This is a genomic window from Streptomyces sp. NPDC031474 (assembly GCF_055581185.1).
In genome coordinates, this window is record NZ_JBVIJX010000010.1 from 61602 (window position 1) to 77782 (window position 16181).

General features: G+C 69.5%; 12 protein-coding genes. 7 read left to right on the forward strand and 5 right to left on the reverse strand.

What is annotated here, in order from left to right:
- Positions 1-8: 8 nt before the first annotated feature.
- Positions 9-839: a helix-turn-helix domain-containing protein gene (locus ACZ5SK_RS21825; protein ID WP_334575668.1), complete on the reverse strand. Its 831-nt coding sequence runs from the start codon at positions 837-839 to the stop codon at positions 9-11.
- Between the two features lie 94 nt (positions 840-933).
- Between ACZ5SK_RS21825 and ACZ5SK_RS21830 the strand changes: the two genes are divergently transcribed.
- From ACZ5SK_RS21830 to ACZ5SK_RS21840, 3 genes are all read left to right on the forward strand, one after another.
- The gene (locus ACZ5SK_RS21830; RefSeq protein WP_468576484.1) at positions 934-1080 is read left to right on the forward strand and encodes an ADP-ribosylglycohydrolase family protein; all 147 of its coding nucleotides are present in this window, start codon (positions 934-936) and stop codon (positions 1078-1080) included.
- A gap of 87 nt (positions 1081-1167) precedes the next feature.
- Positions 1168-1473, forward strand: a complete 306-nt coding sequence (locus tag ACZ5SK_RS21835) for a 4a-hydroxytetrahydrobiopterin dehydratase (protein WP_079658549.1) — start codon at positions 1168-1170, stop codon at positions 1471-1473.
- 80 nt (positions 1474-1553) lie between these two features.
- On the forward strand, positions 1554-2318 hold the full coding sequence (locus tag ACZ5SK_RS21840; protein ID WP_361701869.1) for a class I SAM-dependent methyltransferase: 765 nt from the start codon (positions 1554-1556) through the stop codon (positions 2316-2318).
- Here ACZ5SK_RS21840 and ACZ5SK_RS21845 read toward each other — a convergent pair.
- Both ACZ5SK_RS21845 and ACZ5SK_RS21850 read right to left on the reverse strand, forming a co-directional pair.
- The gene (locus ACZ5SK_RS21845; protein WP_334575666.1) at positions 2266-2763 is read right to left on the reverse strand and encodes a hypothetical protein; all 498 of its coding nucleotides are present in this window, start codon (positions 2761-2763) and stop codon (positions 2266-2268) included. The genes ACZ5SK_RS21840 and ACZ5SK_RS21845 overlap by 53 nt on opposite strands.
- Positions 2760-3248, reverse strand: a complete 489-nt coding sequence (locus ACZ5SK_RS21850) for a hypothetical protein (protein WP_468576486.1) — start codon at positions 3246-3248, stop codon at positions 2760-2762. Before ACZ5SK_RS21850 ends, ACZ5SK_RS21845 begins: the two co-directional genes overlap by 4 nt.
- A gap of 40 nt (positions 3249-3288) precedes the next feature.
- Here ACZ5SK_RS21850 and ACZ5SK_RS21855 point away from each other — a divergent pair, with 40 nt between their 5' ends.
- Together ACZ5SK_RS21855 and ACZ5SK_RS21860 are read left to right on the forward strand one after the other, a co-directional pair.
- Entirely contained in the window at positions 3289-4239 is a 951-nt protein-coding gene (locus ACZ5SK_RS21855; protein ID WP_361701871.1) for a helix-turn-helix transcriptional regulator, read from the forward strand.
- Positions 4240-4279: 40 nt separating this feature from the next.
- Complete coding sequence (locus ACZ5SK_RS21860) at positions 4280-6169, forward strand: rhamnogalacturonan lyase (protein WP_334575504.1); 1890 nt, start codon at positions 4280-4282, stop codon at positions 6167-6169.
- Between the two features lie 81 nt (positions 6170-6250).
- On the opposite strand, the gene ACZ5SK_RS21865 is transcribed toward ACZ5SK_RS21860, so the two are convergent.
- Both ACZ5SK_RS21865 and ACZ5SK_RS21870 read right to left on the reverse strand, forming a co-directional pair.
- Positions 6251-8914 (reverse strand): cellulose binding domain-containing protein, encoded by a 2664-nt coding sequence (locus tag ACZ5SK_RS21865; protein ID WP_361701873.1) that lies wholly within the window; start codon positions 8912-8914, stop codon positions 6251-6253.
- Between the two features lie 601 nt (positions 8915-9515).
- Positions 9516-12431 (reverse strand): glycoside hydrolase family 48 protein, encoded by a 2916-nt coding sequence (locus tag ACZ5SK_RS21870; RefSeq protein ID WP_334575501.1) that lies wholly within the window; start codon positions 12429-12431, stop codon positions 9516-9518.
- Between the two features lie 265 nt (positions 12432-12696).
- On the opposite strand from ACZ5SK_RS21870, the gene ACZ5SK_RS21875 reads away from it, so the two are divergent.
- Together ACZ5SK_RS21875 and ACZ5SK_RS21880 are read left to right on the forward strand one after the other, a co-directional pair.
- Positions 12697-14184 carry a cellulase family glycosylhydrolase gene (locus tag ACZ5SK_RS21875; RefSeq protein WP_468415931.1) on the forward strand — a complete coding sequence of 496 codons (1488 nt, stop codon included), beginning with the start codon at positions 12697-12699 and terminating at the stop codon, positions 14182-14184.
- Between the two features lie 96 nt (positions 14185-14280).
- On the forward strand, positions 14281-15999 hold the full coding sequence (locus ACZ5SK_RS21880) for a glycoside hydrolase family 6 protein (protein ID WP_334575498.1): 1719 nt from the start codon (positions 14281-14283) through the stop codon (positions 15997-15999).
- Positions 16000-16181 lie beyond the last annotated feature (182 nt).

Consider the following 16181-nt stretch of genomic DNA (forward strand, 5'->3'; position numbering starts at 1 on the left):
GTGGAGCATCAGTTGATCAGCGAGTGCAGGTGGGCGACCGTGGCGGGGTCGGCTGGGAGGAAGGTCTCGATGGCCAGCTCGGCGACGGTCACGTCCATCGGGGTGTTGAAGGTGGAGACCGACGAGATGAACGACAGGATCCGCCCTTCGTGCTCGATCTGCATCGGCAACGCGAAGTACGGGACGGGTTCCGCCGGTTCCTTGGTCGGCGCGCTCTGCGCGACCGGGTAGGCGGCGACCTCGTCGTACAGCTCCCGCAGCGGCGCCGAGCGGTACAGGGCGATCTGGCGTTCCATCTGTGCGAGCAGGTGGCCGCGCCACTCGCGCAGGTTGCGGATGCGCGGCGCCAGGCCCTGCGGATGGAGGGTGAGGCGCATCGCGTTGAGCGGGGCCGCAAGCAGCGACTCCGGTACGCCGTCCAGCAGCATCGTGATGCCCCGGTTGGCCGCCACCACGTCGTACCGGGCGTCCATCACCAGGGCCGGGTACGGCTCGTAGCCCTGGATCAGCCGGTCCAGGCCCGCCCGCAGGGCGTCCAGCGCCGGGTCGTCCAGCGGGGTCTGCGGATAGTGCGGGGCGTAACCGGCCGCCAGGAGCAGCGCGTTGCGCTCCCGGACGGGCACGTCGAGGTGCTCGGCGAGCCGCAGCAGCATCTCCTCGCTGGGCCGGGAGCGGCCCGTCTCGACGAAACTGATGTGTCTGGCCGAGGAGTCGGCGCGCAGCGCCAGCTCCAGCTGACTCAACCGCCGCCGCTCCCGCCAGGCCCGCAGCAGCGGGCCGACCCCCGGATCGGCGGGGGCGGCGGAATAGGCCTTCGTACCGGTCGCGACAATGGTCATACGTACGACGGTAGTTGAGAAGCGAGCGGATGAACGACCGGCGGACGCCTGCCCCGGAGCCGACGCCGGTGCACCGCGCCCGAGTCCGGTGCTCGTGCCCGATGTCAGGGCCACGCCCCGGGTCCGGGACGCCCTGCTGCCGTCCGTGAACCACTTCGGTGACAGTGACTCCACGGGCTCGATCCGCGGCGGCATCCCGGGCGCCCGGCACGGCGATGTCGTCCCTGGCTTCCCTGGCTGACCAGCACGAACCCCTCTGACCAGGGCCGCCACGGCCGTCCTGTGGCACGCTGGACGGGTATGCGCCGCCCAGGAAGGGAGCCGGGTCATGGCCGTCGAACCGCTGTCGCAGAAGGAGATCGAGGAGCGGCTGTCCGAGCTGCCCGGCTGGTCCGCGGACGGCGACCGCCTCACCCGCACCTACCGCCTCGACTCCCACTTCGCCGCGACCGCCCTGGTCATCCACGTCGCACAGATCCAGGAGGAGCTCAACCACCACTCCGAGCTCACCCTCGGCTACAACACCGTCTCCCTCGCCGTGAACACCCACAGCGCGGGCGACGCCGTCACCGACCTCGACGTAGAACTCGCCCGGCGGGTGGAGGCCGCGGCCCCGGGGCACGGAGCGCACTGAGGGCGCGGCGACGGGCAGGGGTACGGCCGGGCGTACGGCCGGGCGTCACGGAGTCGGCGGCGGGGGAACGGGGAGCGCGCGTGCTGGACTACGACAAGGAAGCGGAACGCTACGACGCCCTCCGCGGCGGAGAGCCCAGGGCGGCCGCCGCCGCGGAGGGCGTCCTCGGCCTCCTGCCGGCTCGGGCGCGCAGCCTGCTGGACGTGGCCTGCGGCACGGGCATCGTCACCCGGCACCTCGCGGCCGGGCGGCAGGGGCTGCGGGTGACCGGCGTGGACCGGGCGCCCGGCATGGCCCGGCACGCCGCCGCCCGGCTGCCGGGCGCGGTCGTCCTCGCCGACGGCCGCCGACTCCCCTTCCGGGACGGGGAGTTCGACGCCGTCAGCAGCGTGTGGCTGCTGCACCTCGTGGAGGACCCCGCGGACGCGCGGCGGATCGTCGCCGAGTGCGCCCGGGTGCTGCGGCCCGGCGGGGTGTACGTCACCACGGTCGACAAGGGCGCCTCCCACAACGTGGGCAGCGACATCGATGTCGTGCTGGCCTCCCGCCCGCGCCGTCCGGCCTCCGACGCCGCCGCGCTCGTGGAGTCGTACGCCGTCGGGTGCGGGCTGGTTTTGGCCGGGCAGGCCCGCTTCCGGGGCCGAGGCCAGGGCCGCAGCCCACGCCGGGCCATCGCCGACCTGCGGCGCGGCTGGTTCGTCACGCTGCCGCCCGGACACCCCCTGGCCGACGGTTTCGCCGCCCGCCTCGCGGCCCTGCCCGACCAGGACCGGCCCCGCCCGGACCCGGCCTTCACACTGAAGGCGTTCCGGAAACCGGTTTCCGATGCGTTCCCGGGCGAGTGAAGTCCATGACCCAGTTGGTCAGCCAGGTCTTCCCGCCGTCCAGTGAGAAGGCCTGCTCCCAGCGGGCGGACACGGCGGAGACCCCCGACCAGATGAACCGCGCCCGTACGTCCTTGTCATCGTGCGTGTCATCGCCGTAGAACGCGCCGCGGTCGCCGTCGAAACGGCCGACGACCGGCGGGAAGAGTCGGCCGGTGCTGCTGGAGGACCAGTTCAGCGACCACTGGCCACTCCCGTGGTCGAAGAGGCGCAGCGTCAGTCCCTTGGCGCCCAGGTGCGGCATGTCGATCTCGTCGATGTTCGCGGCCCCGTCGAACAGCGGCCAACAGCGGCTCGTGGACGGGAACTCCTCCCAGTCGCTGTCGGGGTCGAGGAAGTCGGCGCGCCGGCGGTGCCGGACCTCCCACTCGCCATGGAGGAAGTCGAAGTCGTGCGGGCTGCTCATGAGCGGTCTCCAGTGGTTCCTGCGGGCAGGGAATCGGCCAGGTAGGCGTCGAGGTCCGGGATGTCGGGCGCTGTGGGAGCGAGCATGTGCCGCACCCAGGCGTCCCGTTCGTGCAGGATCGGCGGCAGTTCCCAGACGCAGCCGATCCAGGGCCGGTGGGTGACCACGAAGTGGGTGGGGGCGTCGTCCGGACAGCTGAGCACCGGCTGGCCCGCGGCCGCCCCCCGGAAGTGCAGGACGTTGTCCCACACCCAGCTGTAGGCGTTCAGATAGGCGCCGTCGTCACCGCCCCGGTGCAGGACGACGAACGTGGCCGGCGGCGTCCCGTCCGGTTCCGGCAGCAGCTCGGGCAGGATCGCGTACGCCGCCTTCTCCACCTCGGGCGCGATGCCCGCCGGATCGGCGGTGACGTGGTAACGCTTGATCCGCCGCCCCGCCACCTCGATCGGCGGGGGCACGGTAAGGAGTTTCTCGGTGAAGGCCATGGACGGGACGCTAGGCCCACTTCACTGACATCCTGTGTCAGTGAAGTCCAGCCGACTTGTCTCCCTTCTGCTGCTGCTCCAGACCCGGGGCCGGATGACGGCCGCCCAGCTCGCCGAGGAGCTTCAGGTGTCGGTGCGCACGGTCTACCGGGACGTCGACGCGCTGGGCGCGGCGGGCGTTCCGCTGTACGGCGACGCGGGTCACGCCGGTGGATACCGCTTGCTCGACGGTTACCGCACCCGTCTGACGGGACTGACCGCGGACGAGGCGGAGGCCCTCTTCCTCGCCGGCGCCCCCGGCCCGGCCGCCGAGCTCGGCCTGGGCTCGGTCCTCGCCGCCGCCCAGCTCAAGGTTCGCGCGGCCCTGCCGCCGGAGCTGCGCGCCCACGCCGACCGGATCAGCGGCCGCTTCCACCTCGACGCGCCCGGCTGGTACGCGGACGACGCGGAGACGCCGTACCTCCCGGCGGTGGCCGACGCGGTGTGGAACAGCCGGGTACTGCACGTCCTGTATCGCCGCTGGGCCGAGCCCACCGATGTGGAGCGCCGCCTGGAGCCGTACGGGCTGGTGCTTAAGGCGGGTCGCTGGTACGTCGTCGCCGGTCCGGGGCCGCGTACGTTCCGCGTCGACCAGATTCTCGAACTCGCCTCTCGCGGCGAGGAGTTCGCACGTCCCGACGGCTTCGACCTGGCCGCGTACTGGGCGGGGTACCAGCGGGCCTTCCACGAACGGCTGTACCGCGGCGAGGCGCTGGTGCGGCTGGCGCCGGGCGTGCGGTTGCCGAGGGCGGTCGACGGGCGTGTCGACGACGACGGTTGGACACTGGCCCGGGTCCCCATCGAGTCCGTCGCGCACGCCCAAGCCGAGTTCCTGCGCCTGGGCGCGGACATCGAGGTGCTCAAGCCGCCCGAGCTGCGTGAGCGGATCGCCCGGACCGTCGCGGAACTGGCCGCCCGATACGGCAACTCGCTTGCCCCCGGCGGCGACTGACGGTACGGAACCCGTCCGTCCCACCCGGGAGGTACGTCTCGTGCAGCATCCGCACCCGCACTCGCACCCGCCCAGGCACCGCAGACGAAGGGCTGTCCTGTCCGCGCTGACCGCCGTCACCGCGCTGGTCGGCGCCGGACTGACCGCGCTCGGCGCCGGCACGGCCGAAGCCGCCACCGCCCGCCAGGTGGAGGCCCTCGACCGGGGCGTTGTCAGCGTGCACACCGACAGCGGCAACCTGGTCAGCTGGCGCTGGCTCGGCACCGACCCCGACAGCGTCTCCTTCAACGTCTACCGGGCCGGCACGAAGGTCAACGCGACCCCGGTCACCGGCTCCACGAACTACTTCCACTCCGGCGCCCCGGCCCAGGCCGACTACACGGTCCGCGCGATCGTGAACGGCGTCGAACAGGCCGACTCCGTCCACGCGATCCAGTTCCGCACCGGCTACAAGGACGTCCCGATCAGCCCGCCGGCCGGCGGCACGACCCCGGACGGCGTCGCCTACACCTACGAGGCCAACGACGCCTCCGTCGGCGACCTGGACGGCGACGGCGCCCTGGACATCGTCCTGAAATGGCAGCCCACGAACGCCAAGGACAACTCCCAGTCCGGCTACACCGGAAACACCATCGTCGACGGCGTCAAACTCGACGGCACCCGACTGTGGCGCGTCGACCTGGGCCGCAACATCCGCTCCGGCGCCCACTACACACAGTTCCAGGTGTACGACTACGACGGCGACGGCAAGGCCGAGGTCGCCATGAAGACGGCCGACGCCACGGTGGACGGCACGGGCACGGTGATCGGCAGTTCGTCGGCCGACCACCGCAACTCCAGCGGCTATGTGCTGTCCGGCCCCGAGTACCTGACCATGTTCAACGGCCAGACCGGCCGGGCCATGCAGTCCGTCGACTACGTCCCGGCCCGCGGCACGGTCTCGTCCTGGGGCGACTCCTACGGAAACCGTGTCGACCGTTTCCTTGCGGGAACCGCCTACCTGGACGGATCCCGGCCCTCGCTGATCATGGCACGCGGTTACTACACGCGGACCGTGATCGCCGCCTGGGACTGGCGTGGCGGCGCCTTCACCCGGCGCTGGACCTTCGACACCAGCTCCTCCACGAACACCGGCAAGGGGTACGACGGCCAGGGCTCGCACAGCCTCTCCGTCGGGGACGTCGACGGCGACGGCAAGGACGAAATCGTCTACGGCGCGATGGCGGTCGACGACAACGGAAACGGCCTGTGGACGACGAAGACGGGGCACGGCGACGCCCAGCACCTCGGCGACCTCGACCCCTCCCACCCAGGCCTGGAGTACTTCAAGGTCTCGGAGTCGAGCAGCCAGCCGGCCGAGCTCTACATCAACCCGGCCAACGGAACCGTCAACTGGAAGCTCGCCGCCTGCTGTGACAACGGCCGCGGAGTCGCCGGCGACATCTGGGCCGGCAACGACGGCGCCGAGGTCTGGTCCGCCTCCGACTCCTCCGTCCGCGACGAGGCGGGCGCGACCAAGGGCCGGGAACCGTCCTCCGTCAATTTCCTGTCCTGGTGGGACGCCGACACCACCCGCGAACTCCTCGACGGCACCCACATCGACAAGTACGGCACGTCCTCGGACACCCGTCTGCTGACCGGCTCGGGCGTCCACTCCAACAACGGCACCAAGGCGACCCCGTCCCTGTCCGGCGACATCCTCGGCGACTGGCGCGAGGAGGTCGTCTGGCCGACCAGCGACAACACCGCGCTGCGCATCTACTCGACGCCGCAGGAGACGACGACGAGGATCACGACCCTCCTGCACGACACGATGTACCGCACGGGACTGGCCTGGCAGAACACCGCGTACAACCAGCCGCCACACCCGAGCTTCTACGTCGGCAACGGGATGCCGACGGCGCCCCGCCCGGCGGTCTACACCCCGTGACCGAAGGTGGGTGCGCGTCCGCCGGGGCGCGCACCCACCGTCGTTCGCTCACCGAGCCGTCGTCAGCTCACCGAGCTGTCCTCAGCTCACCGTGCAGCTCTGGTCGCCGAGTCTGAACGCGGTCGGCTTCGTGTTCGTGCCCGACCAACTGCCCGTGAAGCCGAAGCTGACGGACGAGCCGGCCGCCACGTTGCCGTTCCAGCCGATGTTCTTCGCCGTCACCGCCGAACCCGACTGCGTGTAGTCGGCGTTCCACAGCTGGGAGATGCTCTGGCCGCCCGGGAAAGCCCAGTTGAGACTCCAGCCGGTCCACCCGCTCGTGCCCGTGTTGGCCAGCTTGACGTCCGCCTGGAAGCCGCCCGACCACTGGTTGGTGATCGTGTACGTCACCGCGCAGGCCCCCGTGGGCGTGGGGTCCGTACCCCCGCCGCCCCCGCTGCCGCCGCCGTTCGGGTCGGAGGTGTCGCCGTAGACGACGCCCCGGCCGTTGGTCGAGACGTACACCCGCCCGTACACCCTCGGGTCGCCCGTGATCGCTCCGCCCGTCCAACCCCACTGGTGCGCGTCGTCGTTGATGCGCGTCCAGGTCGCGCCCTTGTCAGTCGAGCGGAAGATGCCGCGGACCCCGGCGATCTTCGCGCTGGTGTACAGCGTCTGGTACGACGCTCCCGTCGCGGCCTTGCCGAAGCCGATCGTGTCGGCCTGCTCGACGCCCGACAGCTTGGTGAAGGTCGCGCCGGAGTCGGTGGAGTGCCACAGCCCGTAGGCGCCGTCACTCGCTCCGCCCGCCAGCCAGACATCGCCCTTGACGCCTGGCAGCGCCTTGAAGCGCACACTGTCCCCGCTGGGCAGGCCGCTCGCCGCGGACGCGGTGAACGTGGCGCCTCCGTCCGAACTCACGTAGAACTTGCCCGACTTGAAGCCGTAGAACGTCTTGGCGTCGACCCGGTCCGACTCGACGATCGCGCCGGCCGGGATCCCGCTCGACGCCGACCACGACGTACCGAAGCCGGCGGTGTACTGCACGCCGGCGCCCGCCGGGCTCCACACGAAGCGGCTGCCGTCCGCCGCCGCGGCGACCGTTCCGCCGCCGCTGACCCCCGAAGGGTCCGTCCCCGCGAACCAGTTGGCGCCGTTGTCCGTGGAGAACGCCACATGCGGACCCGAGTCGAGGTCGCCGACGCGGACCACCGTGTTGGGGTTGGTCTCGGCGTAGTCCAGGCTGGTGGTCGTCGTGAAGTTCGGCGAGGTGTACATCATCGACGGCACCTTGCTCAGGTCGGTGTGGCGGAAGCCGCCGACGTCGCCGAGCGCGCTGAGCAGCGGGGCGCCGGACGGGGGAGAGGCGAGGTCGTTGACCGCCGTCTCCTCCAGCCCCTGCACCATCGGCTTGATGGTGAACTGGCCGCCGCTGTCCCAGTTGGCCAGGTTCTCCGTGCCGTAGATCGTCGCACCCGTCCCGTACATCATGCGGCTGGAGTTGAACGGGTCGATCTCCAACGCCTCGGTCATCCAGCCGAGTTTGGGCGTCTGCTCCGGTGGCGACGGGTTGGCGCCCCAGGTCAGCCACGGTGAGGAGGAGACGTCCATCGTGAACCGGTTCGAGCGGTTGGGATACGAGGTGTAGTCCCACGCCTTCGTCCAGGTCCCGCCGCTGTCCGTGGAGCGGAAGATCTGTGTGTCCGGCCACCAGGAACTGTAGGCGGTGGCCATCACCGTGCCGGGCTTCTGCCGGTCGATCGTCAGCCCGCTGAAGCCGTAGTACGTGTCGGCCTCTGCCACCGGGCTGATGTCCGTCCAGGCGCCGGTCGCCGTCGCGTACCGCAACAGCCGGCCCTTGCCGCCGTCGTAGGGACCGCCTTTGTCGCTGTAGGCGATGTAGAGATAGCCGTTGACGGCATCCAGCACGCCCTTGTGCGCCAGGTAACCCGTCGGCTGGCCGGCCAGCCGCGTCCAGGTCGCGCCCGCGTCCGTCGAGCGGTACACCGCGTTGTCCTTGTCGGCCACCCCGACGTAGATGGTCTTCGTGGCCGTGCCGGAGGTACCGGTCGACTCGTCGAACGTGACCCAGACGATGCCCTGGTTGTCGGAGGCGTAGCCGCTCGTGTCGGTCGGGTCCTGCTGGTAGTTGCCGACGTTGGGGAAGTTCGTCACCTGCGACCAGGTGACCCCCGAGTCCGTCGACCGCCACAGCCCCTTCCCGCTCGGCGCGCCGAGATACAGCACGCTGTTTCTGTTCGGGTCGACCGCGAGGCGTTCACCCATGCCCCGGCCGGGCATGTTGCCGCCCAGCTTGAACGGCAGGTCCGTCTTCTGCCAGCTCGCGCCCCGGTCGGCGGACCGCAGCACGGCCCCGTTGCCGGGGTCCCAGCTGTTGGTGTAGGTGCCGACCGCCGTGTACACCTTGTTCGGGTCGACGGAGTCGGAGGCCAGGCTGACCACGCCCGTGTGCCCCCAGTCCGTCCAGCCGACCGAGTCCAGCAGCGGCGTCCACGTCTTGCTCGACTCCTGCCAGCGGTAGGCGCCGCCGATGTCGGTGCGCGCGTAGGCGAGGTTCTTCTCCTTGCGGTTGAAGACGATGCCGGGCACGAAGCCGCCACCGTCGATCCGGGCGTTCTTCCAGGTGTACGACTCTGCGGCCAGTGGCGCCTTCGGGCTGCCGTCCGCCGCCAGCACGGGTGGGCTGCCCGCGACCAGACCGGCGGCGAGCGCCAGTACGGCCGTGAGGATGCGGGTTCTTCGCACGGTGGGGGTCCTTCCTCGCGAAGCCATGTGGGAGGAGATCTGTGCGGAGGAGATTGGTGCGGGGTGGAAACGGTGGGGGTGGAGATTGGTGCGGGGTGGAGACGGTGGGGGTGGAGATTGGTGCGGGGTGGAGACGGTGGGGGTGGAGGTCGGTGCGGGGTGGAGACGGTGGGGGTGGAGATTGGTGCGGGGTGGAAGCGGTGGGGGTGGAGGTCGGTGCGGGGTGGAAGCGGTGGGGGTGGAGATTGGTGCGGGGTGGAAACGGTGGGGGTGGAGGTCGGTGCGGGAGGAAGCGGTGGGGGTGGAGATCGGTGCGGAGGAGACCGGTGCGGGAAGAAACGGTGGGGGTGGAGATCCGTGCGGGTGGAGATCGGTGCGGGTGATACGGGACGTGCGACTGCCGGGCGGCCCCCTGTGCGGGTGGGGGCCGCCCGGCCGGGGCCCCGTCGTCAGGTGACGGAGCCGCGTACGCGGAGTTTCGAGCGACTCCGCGGGAGAGCGGTGCGCTACCGCGCCCTTTCAGGGGCGCGGGGAACTGCGCGACCAGCCACGTCCGGCCGGCAGACGAACACCGCCCGACCCGCGGAGCGCCCGGCGGGGGCTATTCGAGAAGCTCCGCGTACGAACCCATGGCCAGGGCGATGTCCGCCTGGGCCCAGAACCGGTGATACGTGAACACGGGCGCGGCTCCGCCCGCGAGATAGCTCTCGATCTTCGACCAGGCCGGGTCGTTCTTGTAGAAGGACCGCAGCGAGGCGAAGGTCGAGGAGGAGTTGATCGTGTCGCCGTTCGGCATCTTGCCGCTCCAGCCGCTCGGGACGTACACGCTGTCGTCGAAGCGGTTGTAGTCGGCCCGGGTCTCCGGGACCGCGATGCCGAGGGCGTCCTGGTTGTTGGTCCACATGCCGTCCAGGAGCGCCTTGGCGGTCGTCTTCGCCTCCGTGTCACCGGACTTGGCGGCGTAGTACGTCAGGGTCTTGGCGTACGCGGCCGCCACGCCGACGTCATTGGTGTAGTCGGCGACGGTGACGTGAAGTCCGGTGTTCGCACCGGGACTTGACGCGTTCCAGGTGTCGGGCTGACCCGACCACTGGAGGGTGGAGGGGATCCGGAAGGTGCCGTCCGGGTTGATCGTGGTCTTGGACAGCGCCCAGTCCACCCACTTGTCGAGAACCGCCTTGGCGCTCGCGTTCCCGGTCTGCTGGTAGTACTCGGCGACCCGCTCCATCGACCACGCCTGGAAGCCGAACCACTGGTTGGACGGCGGGTCGTGGTAGACGGGCTGCTGGTCGTAGTACATGCCGTAGAACGTCGAGGTGCCGGCCGGGGGAGTCGCGTAGCGGCCCGCCCAGCTGTTCGTCGCCCCGCCCGCGATGGCGCCCTCGCTGGACTGCAGCCAGCGGTAGAACTCCAGCTGCCGGGTCAGCGACTTCGCCCAGTCCGCCTGGCCCGTCGCCGACTTGGGCTTCAGGTCGGCGTAACTGCTCAGCGCGTAGGCGGCCAGCGGGTTCTGGTAGCCGCCGTGGGTGTGGCTGGAGCCGATGCGCCAGGCCCAGCCGGCGCTGGTGTCCGTGGCGCCGCCCCAGGCGTAGTACCAGGACAGCAGATAGTGCGAGGCGTCCTTGCCGGTGCCGGCCGGGCAGGCGGTCGGTCCGACGCAGTTGCCGATCTTCTTGAAGTACTTGTCGTACATCGCGTAGCGCAGGTAGTCGCCCATCTTCGCGGCCTTGCCGACGGCCGCGGAGACGTCACCGCCCTTGCCCTGCGCCTTGGCCCAGATGTCCGCCCAGTACGCGGCCTGCACGACCCGGGCGTCGGCGTCGGGGGCGTCGGTGTACTTCCACTGCTTGGCGTAGGAGGAGTCACCGGTGAACAGGTCCAGGTACCCGTTCGTGCCGCCGTACTTGAAGGCGTCGCAGGTCGGTTGCGGAATCGTTTCCCACACCGATTCCTGCGCGCCGCGCTGGAAGGTGTTGATGTAGGACGGGCCGGTGTCCGTCGGACCGGCCTCGCACTTGCCGGGCGCGTTGCCGTAGCCGTAGGTGTTGTCGACGTCCTGCAGCCAGTGCATGCCGTAGACGTCGTCCGTGCCGTAGGCGGACTTCAGCTCACCGGCCAGGGGATCCGAACCCACGGACACTCCGGTGTCCAGCTTCGCCGGATACTCGTTCGGAGTGTCCAGCTCGGGCGCGTACGTGGCCGGTTTCGACGCGTTGTAGAACGAGTTCGTCGGCTGGTCGGCGTGGGTGGGGATCATGTACTTCTCCATGATGTCCCAGGCGCCGTTGAACTTGGTCCAGTCGCCGGTGATCTTCCCGTACATCGCCTGCAGCCAGAGAAGGTAGCTGTAGGCCTCCGACGTCGTCTCGTGCCCCTGGTCCGGAGCCTCGACGATCAGTGTCTCGACCGAGTGGTACGGGATGCCCTCGGGGGAGAAGTAACCGTTTGCCGGGTTGGTGATCTTGCCGTAGAGGTCGAGGAACCGGGCGTCGTACGCCTTGGTGCCCGCGATCTCCGTGGCCGTCACCGAGGCCTTCGCGTGCCCGGTCGCCGTCGACTCGAAGGTCGCGGCGCCTGTGCCGGAGGCGTTGGCCGTGACGGTCACGTTCTGGGCGGTGCTCCAGTTCGACGGCGTGAAGGTGAGGCTTGCGCCGCCCGTCACGGTCAGCCCGGTGTTTCCGGTGGTGCGGGCGGTCGTGACGGTGACATTGGCCGACGGCTGGGTCGACAGCTTCAACGAGTACGTGCCCGTCTTGCCCTGCTGCACGGCCAGTTGGTTCGTGGAGGCGACCACGGCCGGTCCCGAGGCCACCGTGATGCCGACCGGGGTCGACGACGCCGACGCCCCCAGGCTGTCGTAGGCCTTGGCGACCAGGGAGTGGTTGCCCACGGACAATCCTGAGGCGGACAGGGAGTACGGCGCACTCGTGTCCGTGCCCAGCAGGGTCGTGTCGTCGTAGAACTCGATCTTGGAGATCGTCGCGCTGTCGGCGGCCGCGGCGGTCGCCGCGAGCGGCACCGCGTTCCCCTGCGTGTAGACGGCGCCCGCGGTCGGGCTGGTCAGCACGGTGACCGGCGGCTGGTGCGCGCCGGCGCAGGTGGTGCCGTTGACCGCGAAGCTCGCGGGAGCGGCGTTCGTGCCGCTGTAGGTGAACTGCCCACCCGTACTGACTGCCGCTCCGGCGGCGATCGTCGCGTTGTACGAGGCGTTGGTCACCGTGATCTGCTGACCGGACTGCGACCAGCTGCCGTTCCAGCCGTTGGACAGCTTCTGGTTGCCCGCGTAGGAGTACGTCAGGGTCCAGCCGCTGATCGGGTCGGCGCCCCGGTTGGTGAGGGTCAGGTCCGCGGTGAACCCGGAGCCCCAGTCATTGGTCTTGTAGTCCACGCTGCACTGAAGTGCCGCCGCCTGGGCGGGAGTTGTGCTCGTGCTCAGCATGGCGAGGGGAAGCGCGAGGGCCGCCACGACGGCGGTCCACAGGCGCCGCGCCCTGCGACGTCTGCGTGAGGGATCCATGATGCTGGTTCCTCCTTGCGGCTCGGAGAAGTGGGGGGAGGAGCAACAAGCCTTGAACCAGTGGGAGCGCTCCCATAGTGAGGATGGGGGTGAACGCGGTCAAGGTGCTTGAAGAGTCGAAAAGATTCGACGCCGTAAGTTGAGGGAAAGTCAGCGACGCCCCTGTTCTTTGCCAGCACGTGGCGCTAACTTCGAGACACCAGTGGGAGCGATTCCATCAGTCGACGCGTCCGCCACGACGCGCCTGAGCTGCAAGGAGTCGCTCATGCGACACCCCCCGCGTTCAGTACTTTTAGCCGTCGCCGGCACGGTCGCCCTCGGGACGGGCGTGGCCCTGCCGGTCATGACGGCTCAGGGAGCCACGCCCGCCTGCACGGTGGAGTACTCCGTCACCGGCCAGTGGGACGCCGGCTTCCAGGCTGCCGTGAAGATCACCAACAATGCGGCGGCCGTGAGCGGTTGGAGCCTCACGTTCGACTTCTCGGCCGGTCAGAAGGTCACCCAGGGCTGGAGCGCCAAATGGTCCCAGTCGGGTACGGCCGTCACCGCCGCGAACGAGAGCTGGAACGGTTCCCTCGGCACGGGCGCGAGCGTCAGCACGGGCTTCATCGCCTCCAAGGCGGGCGCGAACAGCGCACCGACCACGTTCAAGCTCAACGGCACCACCTGCAACGTCGACACCGAACCGACCCCCACCACCCCACCCACGACCGATCCACCGAACACCGGTGACGCGCCGCCCGCGCTGCACGTCGCGGGGAACAAGCTCGTGGACGCCGGCGGAAAGACCCGCCGTCTGCTCGGCGTGAACCGCTCCGGCGGCGAGTTCATGTGCGTCCAGGGACGCGGTATCTGGGACGGACCGGTCGACGACGCGGCCGTCAAGGCGATCGCCGACTGGCACGTCAACACTGTCCGCATTCCGCTCAACGAGGAGTGCTGGCTCGGCCTGTCGAACATCAACTCCGCTTACGGCGGCGCGAATTACATCAACGCCGTCAAGGACCTGGTGGCCCGCGTCAAGGCGCACGGGATGACGCCGATCGTCGAACTGCACTGGAACTACGGGCAGTACACGGGCAACTCGGCCGGCTGCTCCGACGTGCACGCCAGCTGCCAGAAGCCGATGCCCGACATGCAGTACACGCCGTCGTTCTGGACCTCGGTGGCCAACACCTTCAAGAACGACACGGCCGTCGTGTTCGACCTGTTCAACGAGCCCTACCCGGACCGTGCCACCTCCACGACCACCCAGGCGTGGCAGTGCTGGCGGGACGGCGGAACCTGCCCCGGCATCGGGTACGAAGTCGCCGGAATGCAGGACCTCGTCGACTCCGTACGGGCGACCGGCGCCAAGAACGTGATCCTGGCCGGCGGACTCGCGTACTCCAACGACCTCAGTCAGTGGCTGACGTACAAGCCCACCGACCCGACCGGCAATCTCGCCGCCGCCTACCACGTCTACAACTTCAACTCCTGTGCAAACGAGAGCTGTTGGAATTCGACGCTCGCCCCGGTCGCCGCCCAAGTGCCGCTGGTGGCAGGGGAGATCGGCGAGAACACCTGCTCACACGGTTTCGTCGACCAGGTCATGAAGTGGTTCGACGAGCGCGCACTGTCGTACCTGGGCTGGACCTGGAACACCTGGGACTGCTCCACGGGACCGTCCCTGATCTCGGGTTACGACGGTACGCCCACGGCGTACGGCACCGGCCTGCGCGACCACCTGCGCGCACTCGGGCTCAACGGATAGGCGCCACCGCACAGCTCCACCGCACAGCTCCATCGAACAGCTCCATCGAAGGAACGCAACGGAAGACACCCGCAACCAAGAAGGAAGCCCGCACTCATGAGCCGTAGCAGAACAGCGATACTCGCCGCGCTGGCGCTGGTCGCCGGCGCCTCCGGGACGGCGCTCGCGGTCGTCCCCGGCGATCCCGGCATCGCCGCCATCCCGTGCAGTGTCGACTACAAGGTGCAGAACGACTGGGGCACCGGCTTCACCGCCGCCGTCACCGTCACCAACAACTCGGCCGCGAAGTCGAGTTGGTCGGTGAAGTGGGCGTACGCCGGCAGCCAGAAGGTCACCAGCGGCTGGAACGCGAAGATCACCCAGTCCGGTACGGCCGTCACCGCCAACAACGAGACCTACAACGGGACGTTGGCGACCGGCGGTTCGGTCAGCTTCGGATTCCAGGGCACCTACAGCGGCACCAACGCCGTCCCGGCCACGTTCACCCTCGACGGCGTGACCTGCAACGTGGACAGCGGGACCGGCGGGCCCACCGATCCCCCCACCGACCCCGGCACCCCGTCCACCAAGGTCGACAACCCCTACGCCGGCGCCAAGGTGTACGTGAACCCCGAATGGTCGGCGAAGGCCGCCGCCGAGACGGGCGGCAGCCGCATCTCCAACCAGCCCACCGGCGTCTGGCTCGACCGTATCGCCGCCATCAACGGCGTGAACGGCGGCATGGGCCTGCGCGCCCACCTGGACGCGGCCCTCGCTCAGAAGGGCAGCGGCGAGGAAGTCGTCCAACTGGTCGTCTACGACCTTCCCGGCCGGGACTGCGCGGCCCTCGCCTCCAACGGCGAGCTCGGCCCGACGGAGATCGACAAGTACAAGACGCAGTTCATCGACCCGATCGCGGCGATTCTCGCCGACAGCAAGTACGCCTCGCTGCGGATCGTCACCACCGTCGAGATCGACTCGCTGCCGAACCTCGTCACCAACACCGGCAGCCGGCCCACCGCCACCCCGGCCTGCGACACCATGAAGGCCAACGGCAACTACATAAAGGGCGTCGGCTACGCGCTGAACAAGCTGGGCGCGATCCCGAACGTCTACAACTACATCGACGCCGGTCACCACGGCTGGCTCGGCTGGGACGACAACTTCGCCTCCTCCGCCCAGGTCATGTACCAGGCCGCCACGGCCGAAGGCGCGACCGTCGACGACGTGCACGGCTTCATCACCAACACGGCGAACTACAGCGCCCTGAAGGAGAACAACTTCACCATCAACGACTCGGTGGCCGGCAAGTCGGTCCGCGAGTCCAAGTGGGTGGACTGGAACCGTTACGTCGACGAGTTGTCGTACGCCCAGGCCTTCCGCAACCAGCTGATCTCCACCGGCTTCAGGTCGAACATCGGCATGCTGATCGACACCTCCCGCAACGGCTGGGGCGGTGCCGCACGACCCACCGGCCCGGGTGCCACGACCAGCGTGGACACCTATGTGAACGGCGGCCGTTACGACCGTCGTATCCACATCGGCAACTGGTGCAACCAGTCCGGCGCCGGCCTCGGCGAGCGCCCGCAGGCGGCTCCGGCCGCCGGGATCGATGCGTACGTGTGGATGAAGCCGCCGGGCGAGTCCGACGGCTCCAGCTCCGCGATCGCGAACGACGAGGGCAAGGGCTTCGACCGGATGTGCGACCCGACGTACACGGGCAACCCGCGCAACGGCAACAGCATGTCGGGCTCCCTGGCGAACGCCCCGCTGTCCGGGCACTGGTTCTCGGCCCAGTTCCAGCAGCTGATGCAGAACGCGTACCCGCCGCTGTAGGCAGCCCGGTGAAACAGACCGCCACACGGCGGTGATCCGTACGGCGGTGATCCGTACGGCGGTGAGTCGAAGTGACGGTGATCCGTCGGGGTCGGTCGGCCCTCCCGGGCCGGGCCCCGGCGGATCACCGGCTCGAAAAGGCTTGCCATCCGCGTTTCTTTTTTTGCCGTCCCGGCAACAGG